Here is a 20,110-nt window from a genome sequence, read left to right on the forward strand (position 1 = left end):
GGGGCAACAGACATGCCTCGAAACCAACGCCCGATCCCGCTCGCGCCCCGGCACCGCCGCATCTGGCGGGGGTTGCGGCTCTACTGCTCCTGCGGCCTGCGCTGGCGCACCTGCCCGGACCGGCACACGGCCGTGCCGACCGAGCCCGCCACGCCGCCGCCCCCGAACCGTCCGCCCTGGGCTCAGGCCACCGTGGCGAACCCACAGGTCGGCCGCGCCGGGTGGCTCACCCTGGCCCAGTCCTGGCGGGCTAACGGCGGCCGGTGGTGACCGGTGCGGGGCTGCCGGCCCGGCCGCACCTGCCGCTGCGCCCGCTCTGGCTCTGCCGGGTGTGCGCCGCGCCCTGGCCGTGCGCCGCCGCCCGGCTCTCCCTGACCGCCGAGTACGCGGCCGACCCGATCGGGCTCAGCGTCTATCTCTGCGGGGTGCTGTACGAGGCGACGGCCGACCTGCACCGGCTGAACCCGGACGACGCGCCCGACCCGGCCGCGCTCTTCGACCGCTTCCTCGCCTGGGCGCGGCGGCGAAGCACCCGGTGAACCGGGTCAGGGATGGGTCATCCGGAGCAGGTCGAGGGCCTCGTCGAGCTGGGTCTCGCTGAGCTTGCCCGAGGCGACGTGCCCCCGGGAGATCACCACCTCGCGGATGGAGACCTGCTTGGCCAGCGCCTCCTTCGCGATCGAGGCGGCCTCGTCGTACCCGAGGTGGCGGTTGAGCGGGGTGACGATCGACGGCGAGCCCTCGGCGTACGCCAGGCAGACCTCGGCGTCCGCGACCAGGCCGACCACGAGGCGGTCGGCGAAGAGCCGGCTCGACGCGGCGAGCAACTTGATCGACTCCAGCAGGTTGCGGCCCATCACCGGGAGCATCACGTTCAGCTCGAAGTCGCCCTGCGAGCCGGCGAACGCCACCGTGGCGTCGTTGCCGATCACCTGGGCGCAGACCTGGCGCATCGCCTCGGCCACCACCGGGTTCACCTTGCCCGGCATGATCGACGAGCCGGGCTGAAGGTCGGGGATGCGCAGCTCCCGCAGGCCGGCACGCGGGCCGGAACCCATCCAGCGGATGTCGTTGGCCACCTTGTAGAGGCCGACCGCGATGGTGCGAAGCTGGCCGGAGGTTTCCACCAGCGCGTCCCGGGCACCCTGCGCCTCGAAGTGGTTACGCGCCTCGGCCAGCGGCAGGCCGGTGGAGGTGCGCAGCTTCTCGATCACCTTGCCGGCGAAGCCCAGCGGGGTGTTGATGCCGGTGCCCACGGCCGTGCCGCCGAGCGGCAGCTCGGCCAGCCGGGGCAGCACCGCCTCCAGCCGCTCGACGCCATAGCGGACCTGGGCGGCGTACCCGCCGAACTCCTGGCCGAGGGTGACCGGCGTGGCGTCCATCAGGTGGGTACGGCCCGCTTTGACCACCGTCTCGAACTCGGCCGCCTTCTCCTCCAGCGCACCGGCGAGGTGCTTCAAGGAGGGGATCAGATCTTCCACCACGAACTGGGTGGCGGCCAGGTGGATCGACGTCGGGAAGACATCGTTGCTGGACTGCGAGGCGTTGACCTCGTCGTTGGGGTGCACGTCCCGGCCCAGCTCGCGGCTGGCCAGGGTGGCGATCACCTCGTTGGCGTTCATGTTCGACGAGGTGCCGGAGCCGGTCTGGAAGACGTCGACCGGGAACTGGTCGTCGTACCCGCCGTCGGCAACGTGGGCGGCGGCGGTGGCGATCGCCTCCGCCACGTCCGCCCCGATCACCCCCAGCTCGCCGTTGACCTGGGCGGCGGCCCCCTTGATCTGCGCCAGAGCCTTGATCTGGGCCGGTTCGATGCTGCGCCCGGAGATCGGGAAGTTCTGCACCGCACGCTGGGTCTGCGCCCGCCACAGGGCCTCGGCGGGCACCTCCACCTCGCCCATCGAGTCGCGTTCGATCCGGTAGCCAGCCGCCTCTGGAGTCGTCACGCGTACCATCCTGCCGCGCCCCTCGCCGACGCGCAGATGATCGCTCAGGCCAGCTCGGCCAGCAGCTTCTCGACCTCGCCCTGATCGGGTGACTCGACCTGCCGGAACAGCGCCAGCGCCCGGGTCCAGTGCGAGCGGGCCGCAGCCTGGTCGGTGGCTCGCAGGCAGCGGGCGATGCCATCCAGCGCCCGGGCCTGCTCGTAGCGGGCGGCGAGTCGGGTGGCATCGGCGAGCACCCGGCGGTGCAGGTCCAGCGCGCTGGCTACATCACCCTGATCGAGGACGGCCCGGCCCAGCAGGTTCCGCGAGGCGAGCTGACCGATCCAATCGCCGGACTCGCGCATCGCCACCAGCGCCTCGCTGTGCAGGAGCACCGCCTCCCCGGGATGGCCGGCCTGGCGCTCGAGCACGCCGATCTCGTTGAGCACCTCACCCTCGCCGAAGCGGTTGTGGCCCCTGCGCTTGAGGAGCAACGCCAGCCGCAACAGCCGCCGGGCCGGCCCCAGATCGCCCATCCGGTGCCGGATCATCCCCAGGTGACCGAGGGCGTTCGCCGACCCGCGAAGGTCACGGGCGACCCGGGCCAGCAGGAGGTGCTGCCGGGCCACGCGCAGCGCCTCCTCGTACCGGCCGAGTTGCATCAGCGGGACCGCCAGGTTGTTGCACATGTTTCCCAGCACCGTGGCCTCGTCGGGATACCGGGTCAGCCGAATTGCTTCACGGATGTGCTCCACAGCGCGGCAATACTCGTCGGCACCGATGTAGGCACCGCCCAGGTTGCCCACGCTGTTCCGTATGCCGCGACGCAGTCCGAGTCGGCGGTAGCGGTCGACCACGGCCTCCATCAGACGGGTCACCTCGGAGAACCGGGCCAGCCGGTAGTGGGCCGACGCGAGATAGTTCATGGCCATCGCCACCGCCTCGTCGTCGCGCAGCGTCTCAGCGGCGCGTAGAGCGATGGTGTGAGTCTCGATCAACTCGTCGAGATGTCCCCCGTCGAAGTGCGACCGCCAGCACGCCCGGGTCAGCTGCCAGCAGTGCCGGAGGAAGCCCTCGGCCTCGGCAAGCCGGACCAGGGCGGTCAGCGCCGACCGGTTCTCGTCGAACCAGCTACAGCCCTGGTCCACGGTGGCCTCGACCAGGTCCGGACGGGCCGGCGGAGGGAAGCGGTGGAGGTCGTAGCCGGCCTCGATCGTTCGGGCGATCGCGGCCGCCACCTGCAGGTGGTGATCGAGCAGCCGCTCCACGCCGGCCCGGCGCTCGTCGGCCCGCTCGGGTGCGGCCAGCAGCCCTCGGGCGTACTCCCGCAGCAGGTCGTGCAACCGGTACCGGCCGGGCTCCACCTCATCCGCCAGGTGCGCGTCGATCAGTTCGTCGAGCGGGTCGCGCACGTCCGGTAGGGGCAGCTCGATGAGAGCTGCGGCCACCCGATTCTCGAACCGGACGCCTGGATGCAGCCCGAGCAGCCGGAACAGCCGCTGCGCCGAGGGCGAGACCTGGGCGTACGACAGGGCGAAGGCCTGCCCCACCGAGCGCTCGCCGGCCGCGAGTTCGGCCAACGGGTCCGGCCCGGCGGCCAGCCGCTCGGCCAGGTCGGCGATCCGCCAGCGGGGCCGGTGCGCCAGGCGGGCGCCGGCCAGGCGGATCGCGAGCGGCAGGTATCCGCACCGGCGGGCCACCTCGGCGGCGGCCAACGGCTCGGCGGCCACCCGCTCCCGGCCGGCGACCCGCGCGAGCAGCTCCACCGCCTCGTCCGGATCAAGCACCGGCAACGACGATGGCCGCCCGTCGTCGAGCCCGACCAGCCGGCGGCGGCTGGTGATCAGCACCAGGTTGTCCGGCCCGTTGGGCAGCAGCGGTGCCACCTGCGCGGTGCTGGCCGCGTTGTCCAGGACCACCAGGGCGCGCCGGCTGGCCAGCTCGGTACGCCACATCGCCAGCCGGTCGTCCAGGTCGAGCGGCACCCGCTCGGCTGGCACGCCGACCTGTCGGAGCAACGTGGCCACCGCAGCGGTCGGGGCCAGCGGGGTGCGCTCGCTGTGCCCGTGCAGGTCGACGAAGAGATGCGCGTCGGGATAACGGTCACCAAGGGCGGTCGCCACGTGCACGGCCAGGGTGGTCTTGCCGCTGCCGGGCATCCCGTCGATCAGCTGGATCCGGGCCCCGTCCTCCTCGATCTCCTGCACCAGCCGAGCCACCGTCTGTTGCCGGCCGGTGAAGTCGCCGATCGCCCGGGGCAGCGAGCGGACCGGCACCGTGGCATCGCTCTCCAGGCCGCCCGACGCCACGTCCCCGGCGAGCACCCGCTGATGCAAATCCTGCAACGCCGTACCGGGCTCGATGCCGAGTTCCTCGGCGTAGATGCGGCGGCCCTCGCGGTAGACGACGAGCGCGCCCGCCTGCCGTCCCACTGCGGCGAGGGCGAGCATGAGCTGGCCGCGCAGCCGCTCCCGCAGCGGATGCTGATCCACGGTCTCGGTCAGCTCGTCGATCAGATCGGCCGCCCGGCGCAGCCGCAGCTCGACGTCAACACACTCCTCCAGCGTGGCCAGGCGCTGCTCGTCGAGGGCCTGCGCCCGCCGCCGTACGCTCCGGCTCGCGATTCCGCTCAGCGCCGGGCCGCGCCAGAGCGCCAGCGCGGCCCGGTAGTGCCGGCGCGCCTCGGCCGGCTGACCGGCAGCCACCGCCGCCCGACCGGACTCGACCGCCCGGGCGAAGACCTCGGCGTCCAGATCGGCCGGGTGAACCCGGATGCCGTAGCCCACCGGATCGGTGACGATGGTGTCCGGGGGCAGCCCGAACCCGGTGAGTCGCTGCCGCAGCCGGGACACGCAGATCTGAAGCTGGGTCCGAGCGGTCGCCGGCGGCCGTTCCTCCCAGACCGCGTCGATCAATTCCTCGACGGGCACCACCCGGCCGGAGCGGAGCAGCAGCATGGCGAGCACGGTCCGGTCCCGTCCCGCGGTGACGGTGGCCTCGCCACCGCCCAACTGCAGGGCGCCCAGGATCCGGAAGCGCATCTGTGTGTCCCCGAACGCCTTCCCTGTGTGCAACGTTCAGCAGCGTAGCCCGGCCACCACGGATCGCCGCCGCTGGCCGATAGCGATTTGATAGCGGATCGACAGGGAAAGCCCCGAGACTCGTCCCGGGATGTCGGTGACGGCATCTGACGGGGGCGGTGCGCCCACCGGGGATCCCCCCTCCCGGTTGGGCGCACCGACGTCGCTGGACGGCAGACACACGAGGGGTGCCCCGGGCACCCCTTTCGCGTACGCGACGGTTCAGCGCCGGCCGACGGTGAGGACCGGCTTGGTGACCTCGGCGAAGAAGTCGTCACCCTTGTCGTCGACGACGACGAAGGCGGGGAAGTCTTCCACCTCGATCTTCCAGACCGCCTCCATGCCCAGCTCGGGGTATTCGAGCACCTCGACGTGCTTGATGCAGTCCTGCGCCAGCCGGGCGGCCGGGCCGCCGATCGAGCCGAGGTAGAAGCCGCCGTGCTGCTGGCAGGAGCGGGTGACCTGGGCGGAGCGGTTGCCCTTGGCGAGCATGACCATCGAGCCGCCGGCCGCCTGGAACTTCTCCACGTACGCGTCCATCCGGCCGGCCGTGGTCGGGCCGAACGAGCCGGAGGCGTAGCCCTCGGGGGTTTTGGCCGGGCCGGCGTAGTAGACCGCGTGGTCGCGCAGGTACTGCGGCATCGGCTCGCCCGCGTCCAGGCGCTCGGCGATCTTGGCGTGGACGATGTCCCGGGCCACGACGAGGGGGCCGGTCAGCGACAGCCGGGTCTTCACCGGATATTTCGACAGCTCGGCGCGGATCTCGTCCATCGGCCGGTTGAGATCGACCCGGACCACCTCGGACGAGTCGAGCTGCGCCTCGGTGACGTCCGGCAGGTAGCGCGCCGGGTCGGTTTCGAGGCGCTCCAGCCACACGCCCGACGGGGTGATCTTCGCAACCGCCTGCCGGTCGGCGGAGCAGGAGACGGCGATCGCCACCGGGCAGGAGGCGCCGTGCCGGGGCAGCCGGATCACCCGTACGTCGTGGCAGAAGTACCGGCCGCCGAACTGCGCGCCGATGCCGAAGTTGCGGGTCAACTCCAGCACCTCGGCCTCCAACTCCAGGTCCCGGAAGCCGTGCGCGCTCATCGAGCCCTGCGTCGGAAGCGTGTCGAGGTACTTCGCGGAGGCGTACTTGGCGGTCTTCAGCGCGTATTCGGCGGAGGTGCCGCCGATGACGATGGCCAGGTGGTACGGCGGGCAGGCCGAGGTGCCGATCAGCCGCAGCTTCTCCTCCAGGAACTGCATCATCCGCGTCGGATTCAACAGCGCCTTGGTCTCCTGGTAGAGGTACGACTTGTTGGCCGAGCCGCCGCCCTTGGCCATGAAGAGGAACTTGTACGCGTCCGAGTGCCCCTCCGGGTCCTCGGCGTACAGCTCCACCTGCGCCGGCAGATTGCTGCCGGTGTTCCGCTCGTCCCACATGGTCAGCGGGGCGAGCTGGGAGTAGCGCAGGTTCAGTCGGGTGTACGCCTGGTAGACGCCGCGCGAGATGGCCTCGGCGTCGGTGCCGTCGGTGAGCACGTGCCGGCCGCGCTTGCCCATCACGATCGCGGTGCCGGTGTCCTGGCACATCGGCAGCACGCCGCCGGCGGCGATGTTGGCGTTGCGCAGCAGGTCGAGCGCGACGAACCGGTCGTTCGGCGAGGCCGCCGGATCGTCGATGATCGACCGGAGCTGGGCCAGGTGCGCCGGGCGCAGGAAGTGGGCGATGTCGTGCATCGCCTCGGCGGTCAGCACGGTCAGCGCGGAGGGCTCCACGGTGAGGAACCGACGGCCACCCGGGCCGTTGACGACATCGACGCCCTCGTCGGTGACCAGGCGGTATTCGGTCTGGTCGGGACCGGTCGGCAGCAAGGGGGCGTACGAGAACGCGGCGGCACTGCTCATGACGAAAGAGCCTAGGGCAGAGGCGTCGATCGTGGCACCCGCCGGGGTCGTCCTGGGATACCGCTCTCACCCGCTGCCGGCGCAGAGTTCCCGCTTCGGCCCGCAGCTGCCCTGGCCCGACGGGGGAAAGAGGCTGCCGTCCGGATTCGACCCGGGCGCGCCGCCGGCGGCGGGCGGGGACGCGTCCGAGGTGCCGGCGCCCCAGCGGACGTATCCGATCTCCCGCCCCTCGCCGATGATCATGCCGTTCGGGCCGACCGCCAGGGCGTTCGCCGAGGTGCGCAGCGCCACCAGCTCCCGCCCGGTGCGCGGCTCGACCGCGACCAGCCGGGACGGCTTCTCCTCGACGATCACCGCCGCGTACGGGGTGAGCGCCGCGCCGCTCGCGCCGCCGGTCGGTCGGGTCCACCGGTCACGGTCGACCGACAGCTCCCGCCCCAGGATGGCGCGCTTGTCGGCGCTGCTCACCAGCGCGTAGCGGTCGTCGACGGCGAGCAGCTTCTGCCCGTCCGCGCCGATCTGGAGCAGCCGGCCGTCGTACCCGTCGATCACCACTTCGCGGCCGTCCGGGCCGACCCCGATCAGCACGTTCCGGGCGCCCTGCGGGTCTTCCCGCTGCACGCAGCCGGCGTAGTCCGCGGTCCGCAGGTTAACCCCGGACCGCTTCCACACCTCCTGCCCGGTGCCCGGGTCGACGGCGGAGATCACGAAATAGCAGTTTCCGTCCCGGGAGGTGGCGCCGATCCGCAGCAGCCGGCCGCCGATCACCGCCAGCCGCTCGTCGCGGCCGGGCTCGACGTTCTGCAGCACCCGGCCGGTGGCGGTGTCCACCACGTGCACCCGCCCGTCGGCCGGGAAGCCGAGCAGTGGCGGGACCGGCTCCGGCCCGGCCACCCCGCCGTCAATACGCGACGCGCCCAGCCGTCGGGTGCCGAGCAGTTCGGGGTTGTCGGCGAGCAGTCCGGTGTGCACGCCGGGCAGGAACGCGCTCCACAGCGGCTTCGTGCCGCGCGGCTCCCAGGCGTTCAACGTGCAGTCGGTCGCCTGCACGCAGCGCGCGTCGAGGAGCAGGTCGCGGTATGTCCAGACGGCCACCGCCTGGTCGTCGCGGCGACGGACCGCGCCGGTGGTCGGATCGAGCAGCTCGTATCCCTTGGTCAGGAGCTTGCCCACGGCGACGACCGGGTCCCGGTCGCCGCCGGCTACCGCCGCCCAGTCCGCCTTGCGGTCCCAGAGCTGCGCGCCGGTGGCCAGGCTGCGCGCCTCGACCCGGGTACGCTGCTCGACGACCACCGTGTCGCCGGCGATGGTGACACCTCTCGGCGTGCCGCCGACCCGCTGCTGCCAGGTCACGTCCGGCTCGGAGATCGGTGCACTCCGGTCGATCCAGTCCCACATGCCCGGGAACGGGTTCCAGACGCCGGTGGCGGCGAGCACGACCACGGTGATGAGCCCCAGCAGCAACCAGCCGCGTACGCCAAGGCCCTTCACACCGCACACGGTAGCGACGATCACTGCCGCGCCAAGCCCGTGCGCGTGCGTGTCGCGCCGCTTTCTCCACTGGGCGGCGTGTTAAGAGGGAGCCCCTGCTCTACCGGAGGCGCTAAGAAGGGGCCCGCCTTACCGCTGGGCCGCGGAGCGGACCAGCGGCAGGACGCGGTACGGAATCTGCTCGGCCAACGCGATGATCGTGGAGGCCCGCCGGATCCCCTCGCAGGCGACGATCTGGTCGATCACCCGCTGGAGATCGGTGTTCGACCGGGCCACGATGCGGCAGAGCAGGTCGCTGGAGCCGGTGATGGTGTGCGCCTCCAGCACCTCGGGGATGGCAGCCAGATGGGTGGTCACCGGATCGTGGCCGTGCCGCTGGCTGATCTCCAGGGTCACGAAGCTGGTCACCCCGAAGCCGATCGCGGCCGGGGAGATGTCCGGACCGAAGCCGCCGATGACCCCCCGGTCGACCAGCTTGTCGAGCCGGGCCTGGACGGTGCCCCGGGCCACGCCGAGCCGGCGGGAGCACTCCAGCACCCCGATCCGCGGTTCCTCGGCCAGCAACTCGACCAGTCGAGCGTCAAGCCCATCCAGCTGTACATCCTGACCAGCGCTCATGGGGTTTCACTTTACCAAATGCGCAACCTGACCAGCATTTCGACGAACTATTGCCCAACCGGCAGCGAAACAGAGATCCTCGCCGCACCAGCACCGGAACGGCGGCCCGCGTGGCCGGCCGGTACGCAAGGGAGGCCATCATGACCCAGGCGATCGACCGACCCGAGTCGACCGAGAATGTCGACGTCGACGCCCTCGTCGGCGCCGTCGACCACGACATCACCCGGGACCCGTTCCCGGTCAAGGGGCTCGACCACGTGCACTTCCTGGTGGGCAACGCCAAGCAGGCCGCCCACTACTACTCCACTGCGTTCGGCATGACCTGTGTGGCGTACCGGGGTCCGGAGCAGGGCTACCGGGACCACGCCCAGTACGTGCTGACCAGCGGCTCGGCCCGGTTCGTGCTGACCGGCGCGGTCCGCCCCGACGCCGAGGGCGCCGAGCACGTGGCCAAGCACAGCGACGGTGTCTCCGACATCGCGCTGGAGGTGCCGGACGTGGACGCCGCGTACGCGTACGCCACCGCCCAGGGCGCGACCGGCCTGGTCGAGCCGCACGACGTCGCCGACGAGCACGGCACCGTCCGGATGGCGGCCATCGCCACGTACGGCGACACCCGGCACACCCTGATCGACCGGGCCCGCTACACCGGCCCGTTCCTGCCCGGCTTCGTGGCCCGTGGGCCGATCGTGGACCGGCAGCCGATGATCGACGCCGGCATCCAGCCGAAGCGCTTCTTCCAGGCCGTCGACCACGTGGTCGGCAACGTGGAGCTCGGCAAGATGGACGAGTGGGTCGAGTTCTACAAGCGGGTCATGGGCTTCAGCAACATGGCCGAGTTCATCGGTGACGACATCGCGACCGACTACTCCGCGCTGATGAGCAAGGTGGTCGCGAACGGCACCCGCAAGGTGAAGTTCCCGCTCAACGAGCCGGCCGTCGCCCGGAAGAAGTCGCAGATCGACGAGTACCTGGAGTTCTACCAGGGCGCGGGCGCCCAGCACATCGCCGTCGCCACCAACGACATCCTGGCCAGCGTGGACGCGATGCGGGCCGCCGGCGTCGACTTCCTGGACACCCCGGACTCGTACTACGACGACCCGGAGCTGCGCGCCCGGATCGGCAAGGTGCGGGTGCCGATCGAGGAGCTGAAGGCCCGCAAGATCCTGGTCGACCGGGACGAGGACGGCTACCTGCTCCAGATCTTCACCAAGCCGGTGCAGGACCGGCCGACCGTCTTCTTCGAGCTGATCGAGCGGCACGGCTCCCTCGGCTTCGGCAAGGGCAACTTCAAGGCCCTGTTCGAGGCGATCGAGCGGGAGCAGGAGAAGCGCGGCAACCTGTAACACTGTCCGCGTGACGCAGCCTCCCCCGAACGCGTTTCCGCCGCCCGCCGGACCCCCGCCGGCGGGCGGCGGCTTCGCGCCGCCGTCCCCGCCGCCGTACGTACCCCCCGCGCAGCACACCCCGCCGACGTACGCCGTACCCCCGGGCTATCCCCCGCACCCCGGCCCGCCGCCGCTGGCGCCGAACGGCCAGCCCCTGGCGAGCTTCGCCGACCGGCTGCTCGCCTGGCTGATCGACACCGCGGTGGCGAGCGCGGTGACGGTGGTGCTTTTTGTGCCGGTCTTCATCTGGATCTGGTTCCGGATGTTCAGCGAAGTGATGAGGGTGAACCCGGACGGCACCGTCCCGGCGCCGGACCCGGCAATAATGATCACCGACTTCATCCTGCCGCTGCTGCTGGCCGAGCTCGGGATCCTGCTGCTGCTGTTCGTCTTCTACTGGATCTACCACGTCGAGTACGCCCGCCGGACCGGCCAGACGCTCGGCAAGCGGGTGATGAAGCTCCGGATCATCCCGGTCGATCCGTCCGCCACCCTGACCCGGGGCATGTTGGGCCGACGCTGGCTGGTCGAGTTCGGCGCCGGCTCGCTGGTGCCCTTCTTCAACTACCTCGACGGGCTCTGGCAGCTCTGGGACAAGCCCTGGCAGCAGTGCCTGCACGACAGGTTCGCCGGCACCGTCGTCGTTAAGGTTGCACCGTGAGCGTGAGGAGTGAGATAGCGCCGTGAGTGTGCAGCCCGGCTGGTACGTCGACCCCGCCGACCCCGAGACCCGCCGGTACTGGGACGGCGAGGGCTGGATCGGCGCGCCGATCCCCGTCGACGCCACCCCGCCCGAAGGTCCCCCGCCGCCCGAGCCGGCGCCCGCCGCCGAACCGGCGACCGCCGCACCCGAGCCGCAGCCGGGCCAGCCGGCCGTCGGGCCACAGCCGGGGCAGCCGAGCACGCCAGGGCAGCCGGGGCCCGGGGGGCCGGCCGGTGGACAGTGGCCGGGTTACCCGGCCGCGCCCGGACACCCGCAGGGGCCACCGCCGGGCTGGCCGCACCCGACCTGGCCGGGCCGGCAGCCTCCGCCGCGCCCGCACGGGCTGCCGCTCGCCTCGTACGGCGCCCGGCTGGCCGCCCGCCTGATCGACCTCGGCCTGCTGTTGCTGCTCAACGCGGTGGTGAACGGCTGGTTCGTCTATCGCTTCATCCAGGAGGTCGCGCCGGCCCTGCGCGAAGTGGTAAAGCGGTCGCTGGCCGGGAACAACTCCACCGAAGGGCTGCCCACCTTCGGCGAACAGGCCGACGGGCTCGTGATCGCCATCCTGGTGATCGCCACCGCGCTCTGGTTCGCGTACGACGTGCCCTCGATGGCCGCCCGTGGCCAGACCTTCGGCAAGCGGGTGATGCGGGTACGCGCCCTGCCGGTCGAGGCCGACGAGCCGCTCGGCTTCGGTCGGGCCACCCGGCGCTGGAGCACCCTCGGCATGCCCACCCTGCTCTGGTACTGCTGCGGCTTCGGCCTGCTGCTGCAGTTCCTCGACGCGGTCTCCCCGCTCTTCGACCAGCCGCTGCGCCAGGCACTGCACGACAAGCGGGCGCAGACCGTGGTGGTCCAACTGCCCCGTGAGCGCAAGCAGCACCGCGCCACGCCCGACACCCGTACCACCCCGCGCGACCGCGCCAATCCCCCGGGAGACACCCCATGACCGATACCGGACGTCACCAGCCTTCGCTGCGGCTGACCCGCGCCGACCTGGACGCACTGCCCAACTACGTGCCCGGGCGCAGCCCCGCCGACCTGGCCCGCGAACTGGGCCTGCCGGAGGCGATCAAGCTGGCCAGCAACGAGGTTCCCTACGGCCCGCTGCCGGGCGTGGTGGAGGCGGTCACCGCAGCGGTGGCCGGCTCGCACCGCTACCCGGACATGGGCGTGGTGGCGCTGCGCCAGGCCCTCGCCGAGCGGTACGGCGTGGACGCCGACCGGATCGCCACCGGCTGCGGCTCGGTGGCGCTGGCCGAGCACCTGGTCCGGGCCACCTGCCTGCCCGGCGATGAGCTGCTCTACTCGTGGCGGTCGTTCGAGGCGTACCCGATCATCGCGGCGACCAGCGGCGCGACCAGCGTGCGGGTGCCGAACGACGCCGGCCACGGCCACGACCTGGCCTCGATGGCGGCGGCGGTGACCGACCGGACCCGGATGATCCTGGTCTGCAACCCGAACAACCCGACCGGCACCGCCGTCCGCAAGGCGGAGCTGGAGCGCTTCCTCGACGCGGTGCCGGACGACGTGCTCGTGGTGATCGACGAGGCGTACCGGGAGTTCGTCACCGACCCCGAGGTGCCGGACGCGCTCGGCTACCTGGACCGGCCGAACGTGGCGGTGCTGCGCACCCTCTCCAAGGCGTGGGGGCTGGCCGGCCTGCGGGTCGGCTGGCTGGCCGCCGCCCCGGCCGTGGCCGCGGCCGTGCGCAAGGTCGTCACGCCGTTCTCCACCAGCATGGCCGCCCAGGCCGGCGCGCTGGCCGCGCTGGCCGAGGCCGACGAGGTCGAGCGGCGCTGCGCGCTGGTCGTCGCCGAGCGGGACCGGGTCACCGAGGCGGTACGCAAGCTGGTCCCCGACGTGCCGGCCAGCCAGGCCAACTTCGTCTGGCTGCCGCTGGGCGAGCGGGCTGTGGAGTTCGGCAAGGCCTGCGAGGCGCGCGGCGTGATCGTCCGCCCCTTCGCCGGCGACGGGGTCCGGGTCACCATCGGCACCCCGGCCGAGAACGACGCATTCCTCGCCGCCGCCGAGTCCGCCCTCGCCTGAGATGTAAGGAGGGGCCCCTGTTAACGCCTGGCGTTGTACAGGGGCCCCGTTTCGACAGCGGCAGCGTCACGTCGCGACGAGCAGCACCGGCTCGGGCACCAGGAAGTACGCCTGATCGTCGTCGTCCGGGACGGCCCCCTCGCGGGCCCGCTCCACCGCCACGTAGCCGCCCGTGGCGTACGCCTGGCCGGGCTGCCAGTCGATCCCGTCATGGCCGATGGTCAGGGCGGAGCGGGAGCGCTCGGCACCGGTGGACGGGTCGAGGGTCACGAGTTCCCGCTGCTCGGTGAGCAGGTGCACCCGGCCGGGCTCGACCGCGATGATCCGCACCGGGCCGAGGTCGGCCCGGCGCCACAACTCCGCACCGGTACGCGCGGACCGGCCGGTCACCACACCCGCCGAGGTGCCGACGGCCCGCTCGCCGTCGAGTGCGGTGTCCACCCCGTCGAGACCCGGCGCGGCCTGCGGGCCACCGGCGCCCACCAGCCAGCCCCGGCCGCTGCCCGCACCCTCCGAGATGCGCAGCCCACGGCAGCCGGAGCGGCCCTGCCGGCAGCCGAGCGGCGTCATCACGAACGTCTCCGAGGCATCCGGCGGACGCCAGCGGGCGCGGACCGCACCGGTGACGGCGTCCCGGAACTCGACCGTCTCCGGCCCGTCACACTTTGTCAGCCCGAGCACCTCACCGTCGGCGGTGGTGCCCGCGGCGCCCAGGCAGCCCCGTTCGCGGTCGACCCGCCACAGCCGGTGGCCGTCGACCAGGTCGTACGCGCTGAGCTGGCCGGGCCCGGCCACGACCAGGACGGTCCGGCCGGTCGGGGTGCGGGCCACGGAGAGCCCGGACGGCTCCCAGACCGCCGCGGCGTAGGTGCGGCGGGGTTCCGGCAGCACGCCCGGTTCCACGTCGTCGGCCCGCCAGGCGACCCGCCCGGTTCGGGCGTCCAGCGCCACCAGCTTCCCGTCGGACCAGCGGCTGACCACCGTGGTTCCGTCGGCCACCACGCCGCTCAGCCGCGCCGGCCAGCGCCGGTACGACCAGTACGGGGCGGCCCGGTACCCACGGTCGGCCGGCTGGTCGGCGTACACCTGGCGGGCGGCCGCGTAGACGCGGAGCCGGCCGTCCACGATCAACGGGGCCGCCGACAGCCGGCCCACCACCCCGACGGTCGGCGTGACCGCCGGCGGGTAGCCGGCCCGGGCGACCGTCTCGACCTCGGCCGGGGCGAGCACCCGGTACCCGACGGCCGCGACCGCACCGGCGCCGAGCAGCGCCGCGACCACTGCCGCGGCCACCCGCCACCCCTTCGGGAACCTCATGCCGCACCTCCGGTCGGCACCCTACCGACGGCGGCTGTGGGTGACCCGGTGAGGTCGCGCCGGCTCAGGCGGCCAGCGCGGGGGCCGGGGGTCGGGCGGCGCGGGCGAGGTCGGCGAGGTCACGCCGGAGCGCGGCCTCGACCGCGCGGGCCGCCAGCCCGCCGAAAAGCAGAGCGAGGAGCCGGCCGTACGGGGCGGTGGGCGTCGCCTCCTGCCACACGGTGACGGCGGTGCAGGCGCGGCGGCGGCGCCGCGCCGCACGCAGGGTCCAGGTGATCCGGTAGTCCGTTCCGGTGCCGGGCGAGGTGAGCACCAGGCGCTGGGGCGGGACGGCCTCCAGCACAACGAACTCCTCCACCTGGGTTCCCCCGTCCGGCCGGGTGCGGGTCTCGCGCCAGCTGGTGCCGGTCGCGAGACTGCCCGGCGTGAGCAGCTCGACCGTGCCGACCGTGGAGAGCCAGTCGGCACGGGCCGGCAGATCGACCAGCAGCCGCCAGAGATCGACGGCGGGTGCCTCGATGAACTGGGTGACCGCGACCGTCGACATGGCACCTCCCGTGTCTTTCACCGTACGGGGAGTGAGGGCGCGACGGCACCCCGGCGGCGGAATTCCCGCCGCCGGTGGCCACTTCAGCGAGGTGGCGGGCCGCCTGATCGCCGGCCACGAGGTCAGACCCGGAACCGACCGCCCTGGATCGCCTCGACAAAGGCGGACCAGCCCAACGGGCTCACCGCCAGCGTCGGGCCGGACGGGTCCTTGGAGTCGCGTACCGCGACCACGCCGGCCGTTCGAACCAAGTTGTCCGCCACCTCGACGCACAACCCCTGATCATTCGAGCGGCTGCTGGTGCGCCAGACGGCGTTCGTGAGATCGGTCATGCTCGGTGCCTCCTTCTCCGCTGGGACGTTCCCGATGACGGACCGGCGGCGCCTTGCCGCGCCGCCGGCCCGGGCCGCCGCGCAAGCTGGCGACGGACCCGGCACGATCAACGCGGATGCGCAGAACCCCGGTCGCACAGCGGGTGCGACCGGGGTCGGCGTACGGAAGGACCGGTTCAGCGGGGCGGGAGAATGGTCCCGGTGACCTCGCCGAGGGCGATGGTGGAGCCGTCCGGGCCGGGAGCGGTGGCGGTGATGGTGACGGTGTCGCCGTCCTCCAGGAAGGTCCGGGTGCCCCCGTCGGCGAACTTGACCGGCTCGCTCCCGCCCCAGGTCAGCTCCAGGAACGAGCCGACCTGGCCGCGCTCCGGCCCGGACACGGTGCCGGAGGCGTAGAGGTCGCCGGTACGCAGCGACGCGCCGTTGACGGTGAGGTGGGCGAGCTGCTGGGCGGGCGTCCAGTACATGGTGGCGTAGGGCGGCTCGCTGACCCGTTCGCCGTTCCACTCCACTGCCAGGGCCAGGTCCAGCCCGAGGTGCGGGACGGCATGCAGGTAGTCCTGCACCGGCGGGTCCTGGTCGGGGGCGGGCACGAAGGCGTCGGCCAGCGCGTCCAGCGGGGTCACCCAGGCCGAGACCGAGGTGGCGAAGGACTTGCCGAGGAACGGGCCGAGCGGCTGGTACTCCCAGGCCTGGATGTCCCGGGCGGACCAGTCGTTGACCAGCACCACGCCGAAGACGTGGTCGGCGAAGTCCGCGACGGCGACCCGGTCACCGAGCCGGCTCGGCACCCCGACCACGAAGCCGACCTCGGCCTCGATGTCCAGCCGTACGGAGGCACCGGTGATCGGGCCCTGCGCGCTGGCCCGCTGCCCGGTGGGGCGGACCACCGGGGTCCCGGCGACCACCACCGTGCCGGCCCGACCGTGGTAGCCGATCGGCACGTGCTTCCAGTTGGGCAGCAGCGGCGGCTGACCCGGCCGGAAGATCTGCCCGACGTTGGCCGCGTGGTGCTCGGACGAGTAGAAGTCGACGTAGTCGGCCACCTCGAACGGGAGCAGCAGCTCCACCTCGCGCAGCGGCACCAGCAGCGGCTCCACCGCCGGGCGGTGCGCGGCGTCGGTGAGCAGCTCGGTGACCCGCTGCCGGACGGCGGTCCACTGCGGACGGCCGAGCGCCATGAAGTCGTTGAGCGTGGGGCGGCCCAGCGCCCCGGCGGCCAGCACCAGCCCGGCCGCCTCCGCGCCGGCCAGGTCCAACACGAAATCGCCGATGCGTACGCCGATCCGCGGCTCGCGGTCGCCGTGCCGGAACACCCCGTACGGCAGGTTGGTCACCCCGTACGCCGAGCCGTCAGCACCCGTCACCCAGGTCATTTCTCAAAGGCTCCCGTTCATCAGGCCAAGCCGGATCAGGTCGGTCAGTGGTTCGGAGACGCTGCACGAGCCGTACCCGACCCAGAGCGGGCGCTCGGCATCCCGGTGCGCCCGGACCAGCTCGACCACCCGTACCGCGTCGGTGGCGGCGAGCAGGTCGGCGACGCCGTCCACCTCCGCGCCCCCGGCGGCGGCCAGGGTCGCGGCGAGCACGTTGACGAAGCCGTGGTGGGTGAAGCCGGTCTCCGGGTCCCGGTGGCGGATCGCGTGGTGCAGCCCGGCGGTCAGCTTGAACGGCAGCTCTCGGTCACGGCAGGCGCAGATCACCGCGGCCAACTCGACCGGGGTGGGGAAGAGCTCGGCGGCCAGCCCGCCGGTGCGGAACTTGGCCGCGATCGGCAGCCCGCCGGCCCGCGCCTGCGCCACGGTGTCCAGGGCACCCATCAGCCCGAAGGTCAACGGGATCTCCGCGTAGACCGGGGTGTCGCCCAGCCGCTCGGCGAGGGCGACCAGCTCGGCCAGCCCGGGCTGCGGGTCCTCGCCCCGCTTGGCGACCGGCGCTTCGACCTGCCGGGTGGTCACGCCGTCCGAAGCCAGGGCCGACAGCGCGGACGGCAGTCGCTCGATGCCGGTGTCGCCGATCAGCCCGATCACGAACCCCGCGCCGAGCAGCCCGTTCAGCTTGCCGGTGGCGATCGCGGAGGCGGGCAGCAGCAGCGGGCCGACCAGGTCGGTGTACCACGCGGCGCGATGCCGGTGGTGCGCGGTCACCGCGTCCGGCGGCGACGCGCTGCCGGGCGGGAAGACCGCGGCGTCGTCGACCAGGCCGGCGAGGAGGTGGGGCACCTGCGTTGACACGAGACAAGAATGTACGGGACGCTACGAGGAACGGACAACAGCGTCCGATTATCGGACGTCACCGGCCGGAGAACGGGACATATCGGGAGGCGAGATGCCGTACTACCGCAGCATCGGCGAGGTGCCACGCAAGCGCCACACCCAGTTCCGTCAGCCCGACGGCAGCCTCTACGCCGAGGAACTGGTCGGCCAGGAGGGCTTCTCCTCCGACTCGTCGCTGCTCTACCACCGGTACGCGCCGACCGCGATCGTGGCCGCCGAGGAGTTCACCCCGCCCGCCTTCACCCGGGTGCCGAACCTGCCGCTGAAGCCGCGTCACCTGCGTACCCACAAGCTCGACGGGGCCGGCGCGGACCCGGTGCTCGGGCGGCAGTACCTGCTCGCCAACGACGACGTGCGAATCGCGTACGTGCTGGCCGACCGGCCGTCCCCGCTGTTCCGGGACGCCACCGGCGACCACTGCCTCTACGTGGAATCGGGGTCGCTGCGGGTCGAGTCGCCGTTCGGCGTGCTGGACGCGGTGGCCGGCGACTACGTCATCATCCCCACCTCGACCATCCACCGGCTGGTGCCGACCGGCGACGAGCCGACCCGGCTGCTCGCCATCGAGGCGGCCGGTCACGTCGGCCCGCCCAAGCGCTACCTGTCGGTACGCGGGCAGTTCCTGGAACACTCGCCGTACTGCGAGCGGGACGTCCGGGGACCTGACGCGCCGCTGCTGGTCGACGACGAGGACGTCGAGGTGCTGGTCCGGCACCGCCGCGGCTGGACCCGGTACACGTACGCTCACCACCCGTTCGACGTGGTCGGCTGGGACGGTCACCTCTACCCGTGGGCCTTCTCCATCCACGACTTCGAGCCGATCACCGGGCGGATCCACCAGCCGCCGCCGGTGCACCAGACCTTCCAGGGCCCGAACTTCGTGATCTGCTCGTTCGTGCCCCGCAAGGTGGACTACCACCCGGACGCCATTCCGGTGCCGTACAACCACCACAACGTCGACTCGGACGAGATGCTCTTCTACACCGGCGGCAACTACGAGGCCCGGCGCGGCTCCGGCATCGAGCAGGGCTCCATCTCGCTGCACCCATCCGGGTTCACCCACGGCCCGCAGCCGGGCGCCGCCGAACGCTCGATCGGGGCGGACTTCTTCGACGAGCTGGCGGTCATGGTCGACACCTTCCGCCCGCTCGACCTCTGCGACGCCGCGTCCACCTGCGAGGACGAGGCGTACGCCTGGACGTGGGCGCGGCGCGGCTGACCCCACCGTCCATGTCGGACACCCGACGCCGCAGCGCCTTGAAGCTTCAGCCAGTGACCTGGATCATCGTCGCCACCAACCCCACCAAGGTCCGACCGGACCTATTGACGGAGGCGAAGGATGGAACGAGGCAGGGCAGTGCAGGCTGGCGCGACGGCACTCGTGGTCGCCGTACTGCTGACCGCGTGCGGGCCGGAGGACGTCGACCAGCGCACCCGGGAGGCGGTGGACGCGGCCGCTTCGGCCGGTGTCAAGCCGGACGCACAGCCCGCCGGCGCGGGCACGATCGACATGGTGATCACGGGCGACCTCCCCCGGACCGAGCTGCGCGAATCGATCACGGACACCTTCGGGGAGCACTGCCGGCTGGGGCGTACCCCGCCGTTCACCAGCGGGCGGGGCGCGGACGTGGTCAAGTCGACGGTGGCCATCGGCAACGACCCCGCCGTGGCGCTGAAGGTGTGGTCGCCCCGGCAGGCCGAGGCCGGCGAGTTGCAGGGCGACCCTCAGGTGATCGTCGAGCTTGACCTGGAAACCGCATTCGTCACGGCGCTGCCCGCCGGGGCGGTCGACGGCAGCACGCTCCGGCTCGACCTGGACCTGCCCGGTGTCGACGCGCACGCCGGAAAGAGCGTCCACGTGGCCGGCACGGTCACCTGCGCCGCCGACTGAGAGCGGCCCCGACAACGGCCGGGTGGCCCTGAGCGCGTACTGGGAGCCGGGGGGCGCACACCGCCGGCTTCTACTCCGCCGGCACCTCGTACACCAGGGCCACCGCGATGCCGGTCAGCCCCTCGCCGCGCCCGGTGAAGCCAAGGCCGTCGGTGGTGGCGGCGGAGACGGTGACCGGCGCCCCCACCGCCGCCGAGAGCACGCGCTGCGCCTCCTCCCGGCGCGGGCCGATCTTGGGCCGGTTACCGATCACCTGGACCGACACGTTGCCGATCCGGAAACCGGCCGCCCGGACCCGCCGGGCGCTCTCGGTGAGCAGCGCCACGCCCGAGGCCCCCGCCCACTCCGGCTGGTCGACGCCGAAGTTCGCGCCCAGGTCGCCGAGGCCGGCCGCGGAGAGCAGGGCGTTGCAGGCGGCGTGCGCCGCCACGTCGGCGTCCGAGTGACCGGCCAGGCCGTCCTGGCCCGGCCAGTGCAGACCGGCGACCCAGCACGGCCGCCCGGCCTCGAAGGCGTGCACGTCCGTGCCGATGGCCACCCGAGGAACGATCATGGCCCGAGCGTACGCGTCAGCTGGATGCTCGCCACCCGCAGCGGCGCGAA

Annotated in this window: 19 protein-coding genes; 8 read left to right on the plus strand and 11 right to left on the minus strand. The window is 72.6% G+C overall.

All coding sequences use genetic code 11. From position 1 onward, the window contains the following. Positions 1–12: 12 nt before the first annotated feature. Positions 13–270, plus strand: a complete 258-nt coding sequence (locus AB0C02_RS09815; protein WP_357543079.1) for a hypothetical protein — start codon at positions 13–15, stop codon at positions 268–270. Continuing rightward, the gene (locus AB0C02_RS09820; RefSeq protein WP_357543081.1) at positions 264–539 is read left to right on the plus strand and encodes a hypothetical protein; all 276 of its coding nucleotides are present in this window, start codon (positions 264–266) and stop codon (positions 537–539) included. Before AB0C02_RS09815 ends, AB0C02_RS09820 begins: the two co-directional genes overlap by 7 nt. 6 nt (positions 540–545) lie before the next feature. On the opposite strand, the gene AB0C02_RS09825 is transcribed toward AB0C02_RS09820, so the two are convergent. From AB0C02_RS09825 to AB0C02_RS09845, 5 genes are all read right to left on the minus strand, one after another. Further along, positions 546–1,955 (minus strand): class II fumarate hydratase, encoded by a 1,410-nt coding sequence (locus tag AB0C02_RS09825; RefSeq protein ID WP_357543083.1) that lies wholly within the window; start codon positions 1,953–1,955, stop codon positions 546–548. 35 nt (positions 1,956–1,990) lie between these two features. Next, on the minus strand, positions 1,991–4,966 hold the full coding sequence (locus tag AB0C02_RS09830) for a BTAD domain-containing putative transcriptional regulator (protein ID WP_357543084.1): 2,976 nt from the start codon (positions 4,964–4,966) through the stop codon (positions 1,991–1,993). A 261-nt stretch (positions 4,967–5,227) separates the two neighbouring features. Beyond that, positions 5,228–6,895 carry a fumarate hydratase gene (locus tag AB0C02_RS09835; protein WP_357543086.1) on the minus strand — a complete coding sequence of 556 codons (1,668 nt, stop codon included), beginning with the start codon at positions 6,893–6,895 and terminating at the stop codon, positions 5,228–5,230. 66 nt (positions 6,896–6,961) lie between these two features. Further along, positions 6,962–8,395, minus strand: a complete 1,434-nt coding sequence (locus AB0C02_RS09840; protein WP_357543088.1) for a PQQ-binding-like beta-propeller repeat protein — start codon at positions 8,393–8,395, stop codon at positions 6,962–6,964. Positions 8,396–8,515: 120 nt separating this feature from the next. Continuing rightward, positions 8,516–9,004, minus strand: a complete 489-nt coding sequence (locus tag AB0C02_RS09845; protein ID WP_357543090.1) for an Lrp/AsnC family transcriptional regulator — start codon at positions 9,002–9,004, stop codon at positions 8,516–8,518. Positions 9,005–9,144: 140 nt separating this feature from the next. Here AB0C02_RS09845 and hppD point away from each other — a divergent pair, with 140 nt between their 5' ends. The 4 genes from hppD to hisC are packed head-to-tail and all read left to right on the plus strand — an operon-like array spanning position 9,145 to position 13,144. Then, the gene (gene hppD, locus AB0C02_RS09850) at positions 9,145–10,350 is read left to right on the plus strand and encodes a 4-hydroxyphenylpyruvate dioxygenase (protein WP_357543092.1); all 1,206 of its coding nucleotides are present in this window, start codon (positions 9,145–9,147) and stop codon (positions 10,348–10,350) included. A gap of 10 nt (positions 10,351–10,360) precedes the next feature. Then, on the plus strand, positions 10,361–11,053 hold the full coding sequence (locus AB0C02_RS09855) for an RDD family protein (RefSeq protein WP_357543094.1): 693 nt from the start codon (positions 10,361–10,363) through the stop codon (positions 11,051–11,053). Between the two features lie 22 nt (positions 11,054–11,075). Further along, the gene (locus AB0C02_RS09860; protein ID WP_357543095.1) at positions 11,076–12,044 is read left to right on the plus strand and encodes an RDD family protein; all 969 of its coding nucleotides are present in this window, start codon (positions 11,076–11,078) and stop codon (positions 12,042–12,044) included. Next, positions 12,041–13,144 carry a histidinol-phosphate transaminase gene (gene hisC, locus AB0C02_RS09865; RefSeq protein ID WP_357543097.1) on the plus strand — a complete coding sequence of 368 codons (1,104 nt, stop codon included), beginning with the start codon at positions 12,041–12,043 and terminating at the stop codon, positions 13,142–13,144. The genes AB0C02_RS09860 and hisC overlap by 4 nt, the downstream gene beginning before the upstream one ends. Before the next feature lie 66 nt (positions 13,145–13,210). Here hisC and AB0C02_RS09870 read toward each other — a convergent pair whose 3' ends face one another. The 5 genes from AB0C02_RS09870 to AB0C02_RS09890 form a co-directional block, all read right to left on the minus strand. Beyond that, positions 13,211–14,461: a PQQ-binding-like beta-propeller repeat protein gene (locus AB0C02_RS09870; RefSeq protein WP_357543099.1), complete on the minus strand. Its 1,251-nt coding sequence runs from the start codon at positions 14,459–14,461 to the stop codon at positions 13,211–13,213. A gap of 64 nt (positions 14,462–14,525) precedes the next feature. Further along, positions 14,526–15,008, minus strand: a complete 483-nt coding sequence (locus AB0C02_RS09875; protein ID WP_357543100.1) for an SRPBCC family protein — start codon at positions 15,006–15,008, stop codon at positions 14,526–14,528. 122 nt (positions 15,009–15,130) lie between these two features. Next, on the minus strand, positions 15,131–15,340 hold the full coding sequence (locus AB0C02_RS09880) for a DUF397 domain-containing protein (protein ID WP_357543102.1): 210 nt from the start codon (positions 15,338–15,340) through the stop codon (positions 15,131–15,133). 176 nt (positions 15,341–15,516) lie between these two features. After that, positions 15,517–16,716 (minus strand): fumarylacetoacetase, encoded by a 1,200-nt coding sequence (fahA, locus tag AB0C02_RS09885; RefSeq protein ID WP_357543104.1) that lies wholly within the window; start codon positions 16,714–16,716, stop codon positions 15,517–15,519. A gap of 3 nt (positions 16,717–16,719) precedes the next feature. Then, on the minus strand, positions 16,720–17,574 hold the full coding sequence (locus AB0C02_RS09890; RefSeq protein WP_357543106.1) for a hypothetical protein: 855 nt from the start codon (positions 17,572–17,574) through the stop codon (positions 16,720–16,722). Positions 17,575–17,668: 94 nt separating this feature from the next. On the opposite strand from AB0C02_RS09890, the gene AB0C02_RS09895 reads away from it, so the two are divergent. Further along, positions 17,669–18,835: a homogentisate 1,2-dioxygenase domain-containing protein gene (locus AB0C02_RS09895; RefSeq protein ID WP_357543108.1), complete on the plus strand. Its 1,167-nt coding sequence runs from the start codon at positions 17,669–17,671 to the stop codon at positions 18,833–18,835. 120 nt (positions 18,836–18,955) lie between these two features. After that, complete coding sequence (locus tag AB0C02_RS09900) at positions 18,956–19,507, plus strand: hypothetical protein (protein WP_357543110.1); 552 nt, start codon at positions 18,956–18,958, stop codon at positions 19,505–19,507. 70 nt (positions 19,508–19,577) lie between these two features. Here AB0C02_RS09900 and ispF read toward each other — a convergent pair whose 3' ends face one another. After that, positions 19,578–20,060, minus strand: a complete 483-nt coding sequence (ispF, locus tag AB0C02_RS09905) for a 2-C-methyl-D-erythritol 2,4-cyclodiphosphate synthase (RefSeq protein ID WP_357543112.1) — start codon at positions 20,058–20,060, stop codon at positions 19,578–19,580. Positions 20,061–20,110: the final 50 nt, after the last annotated feature.

Origin of the sequence: Micromonospora sp. NPDC048999 (genome assembly GCF_040649295.1) — a bacterium.
Classification (GTDB): Bacteria; Actinomycetota; Actinomycetes; order Mycobacteriales; family Micromonosporaceae; genus Micromonospora.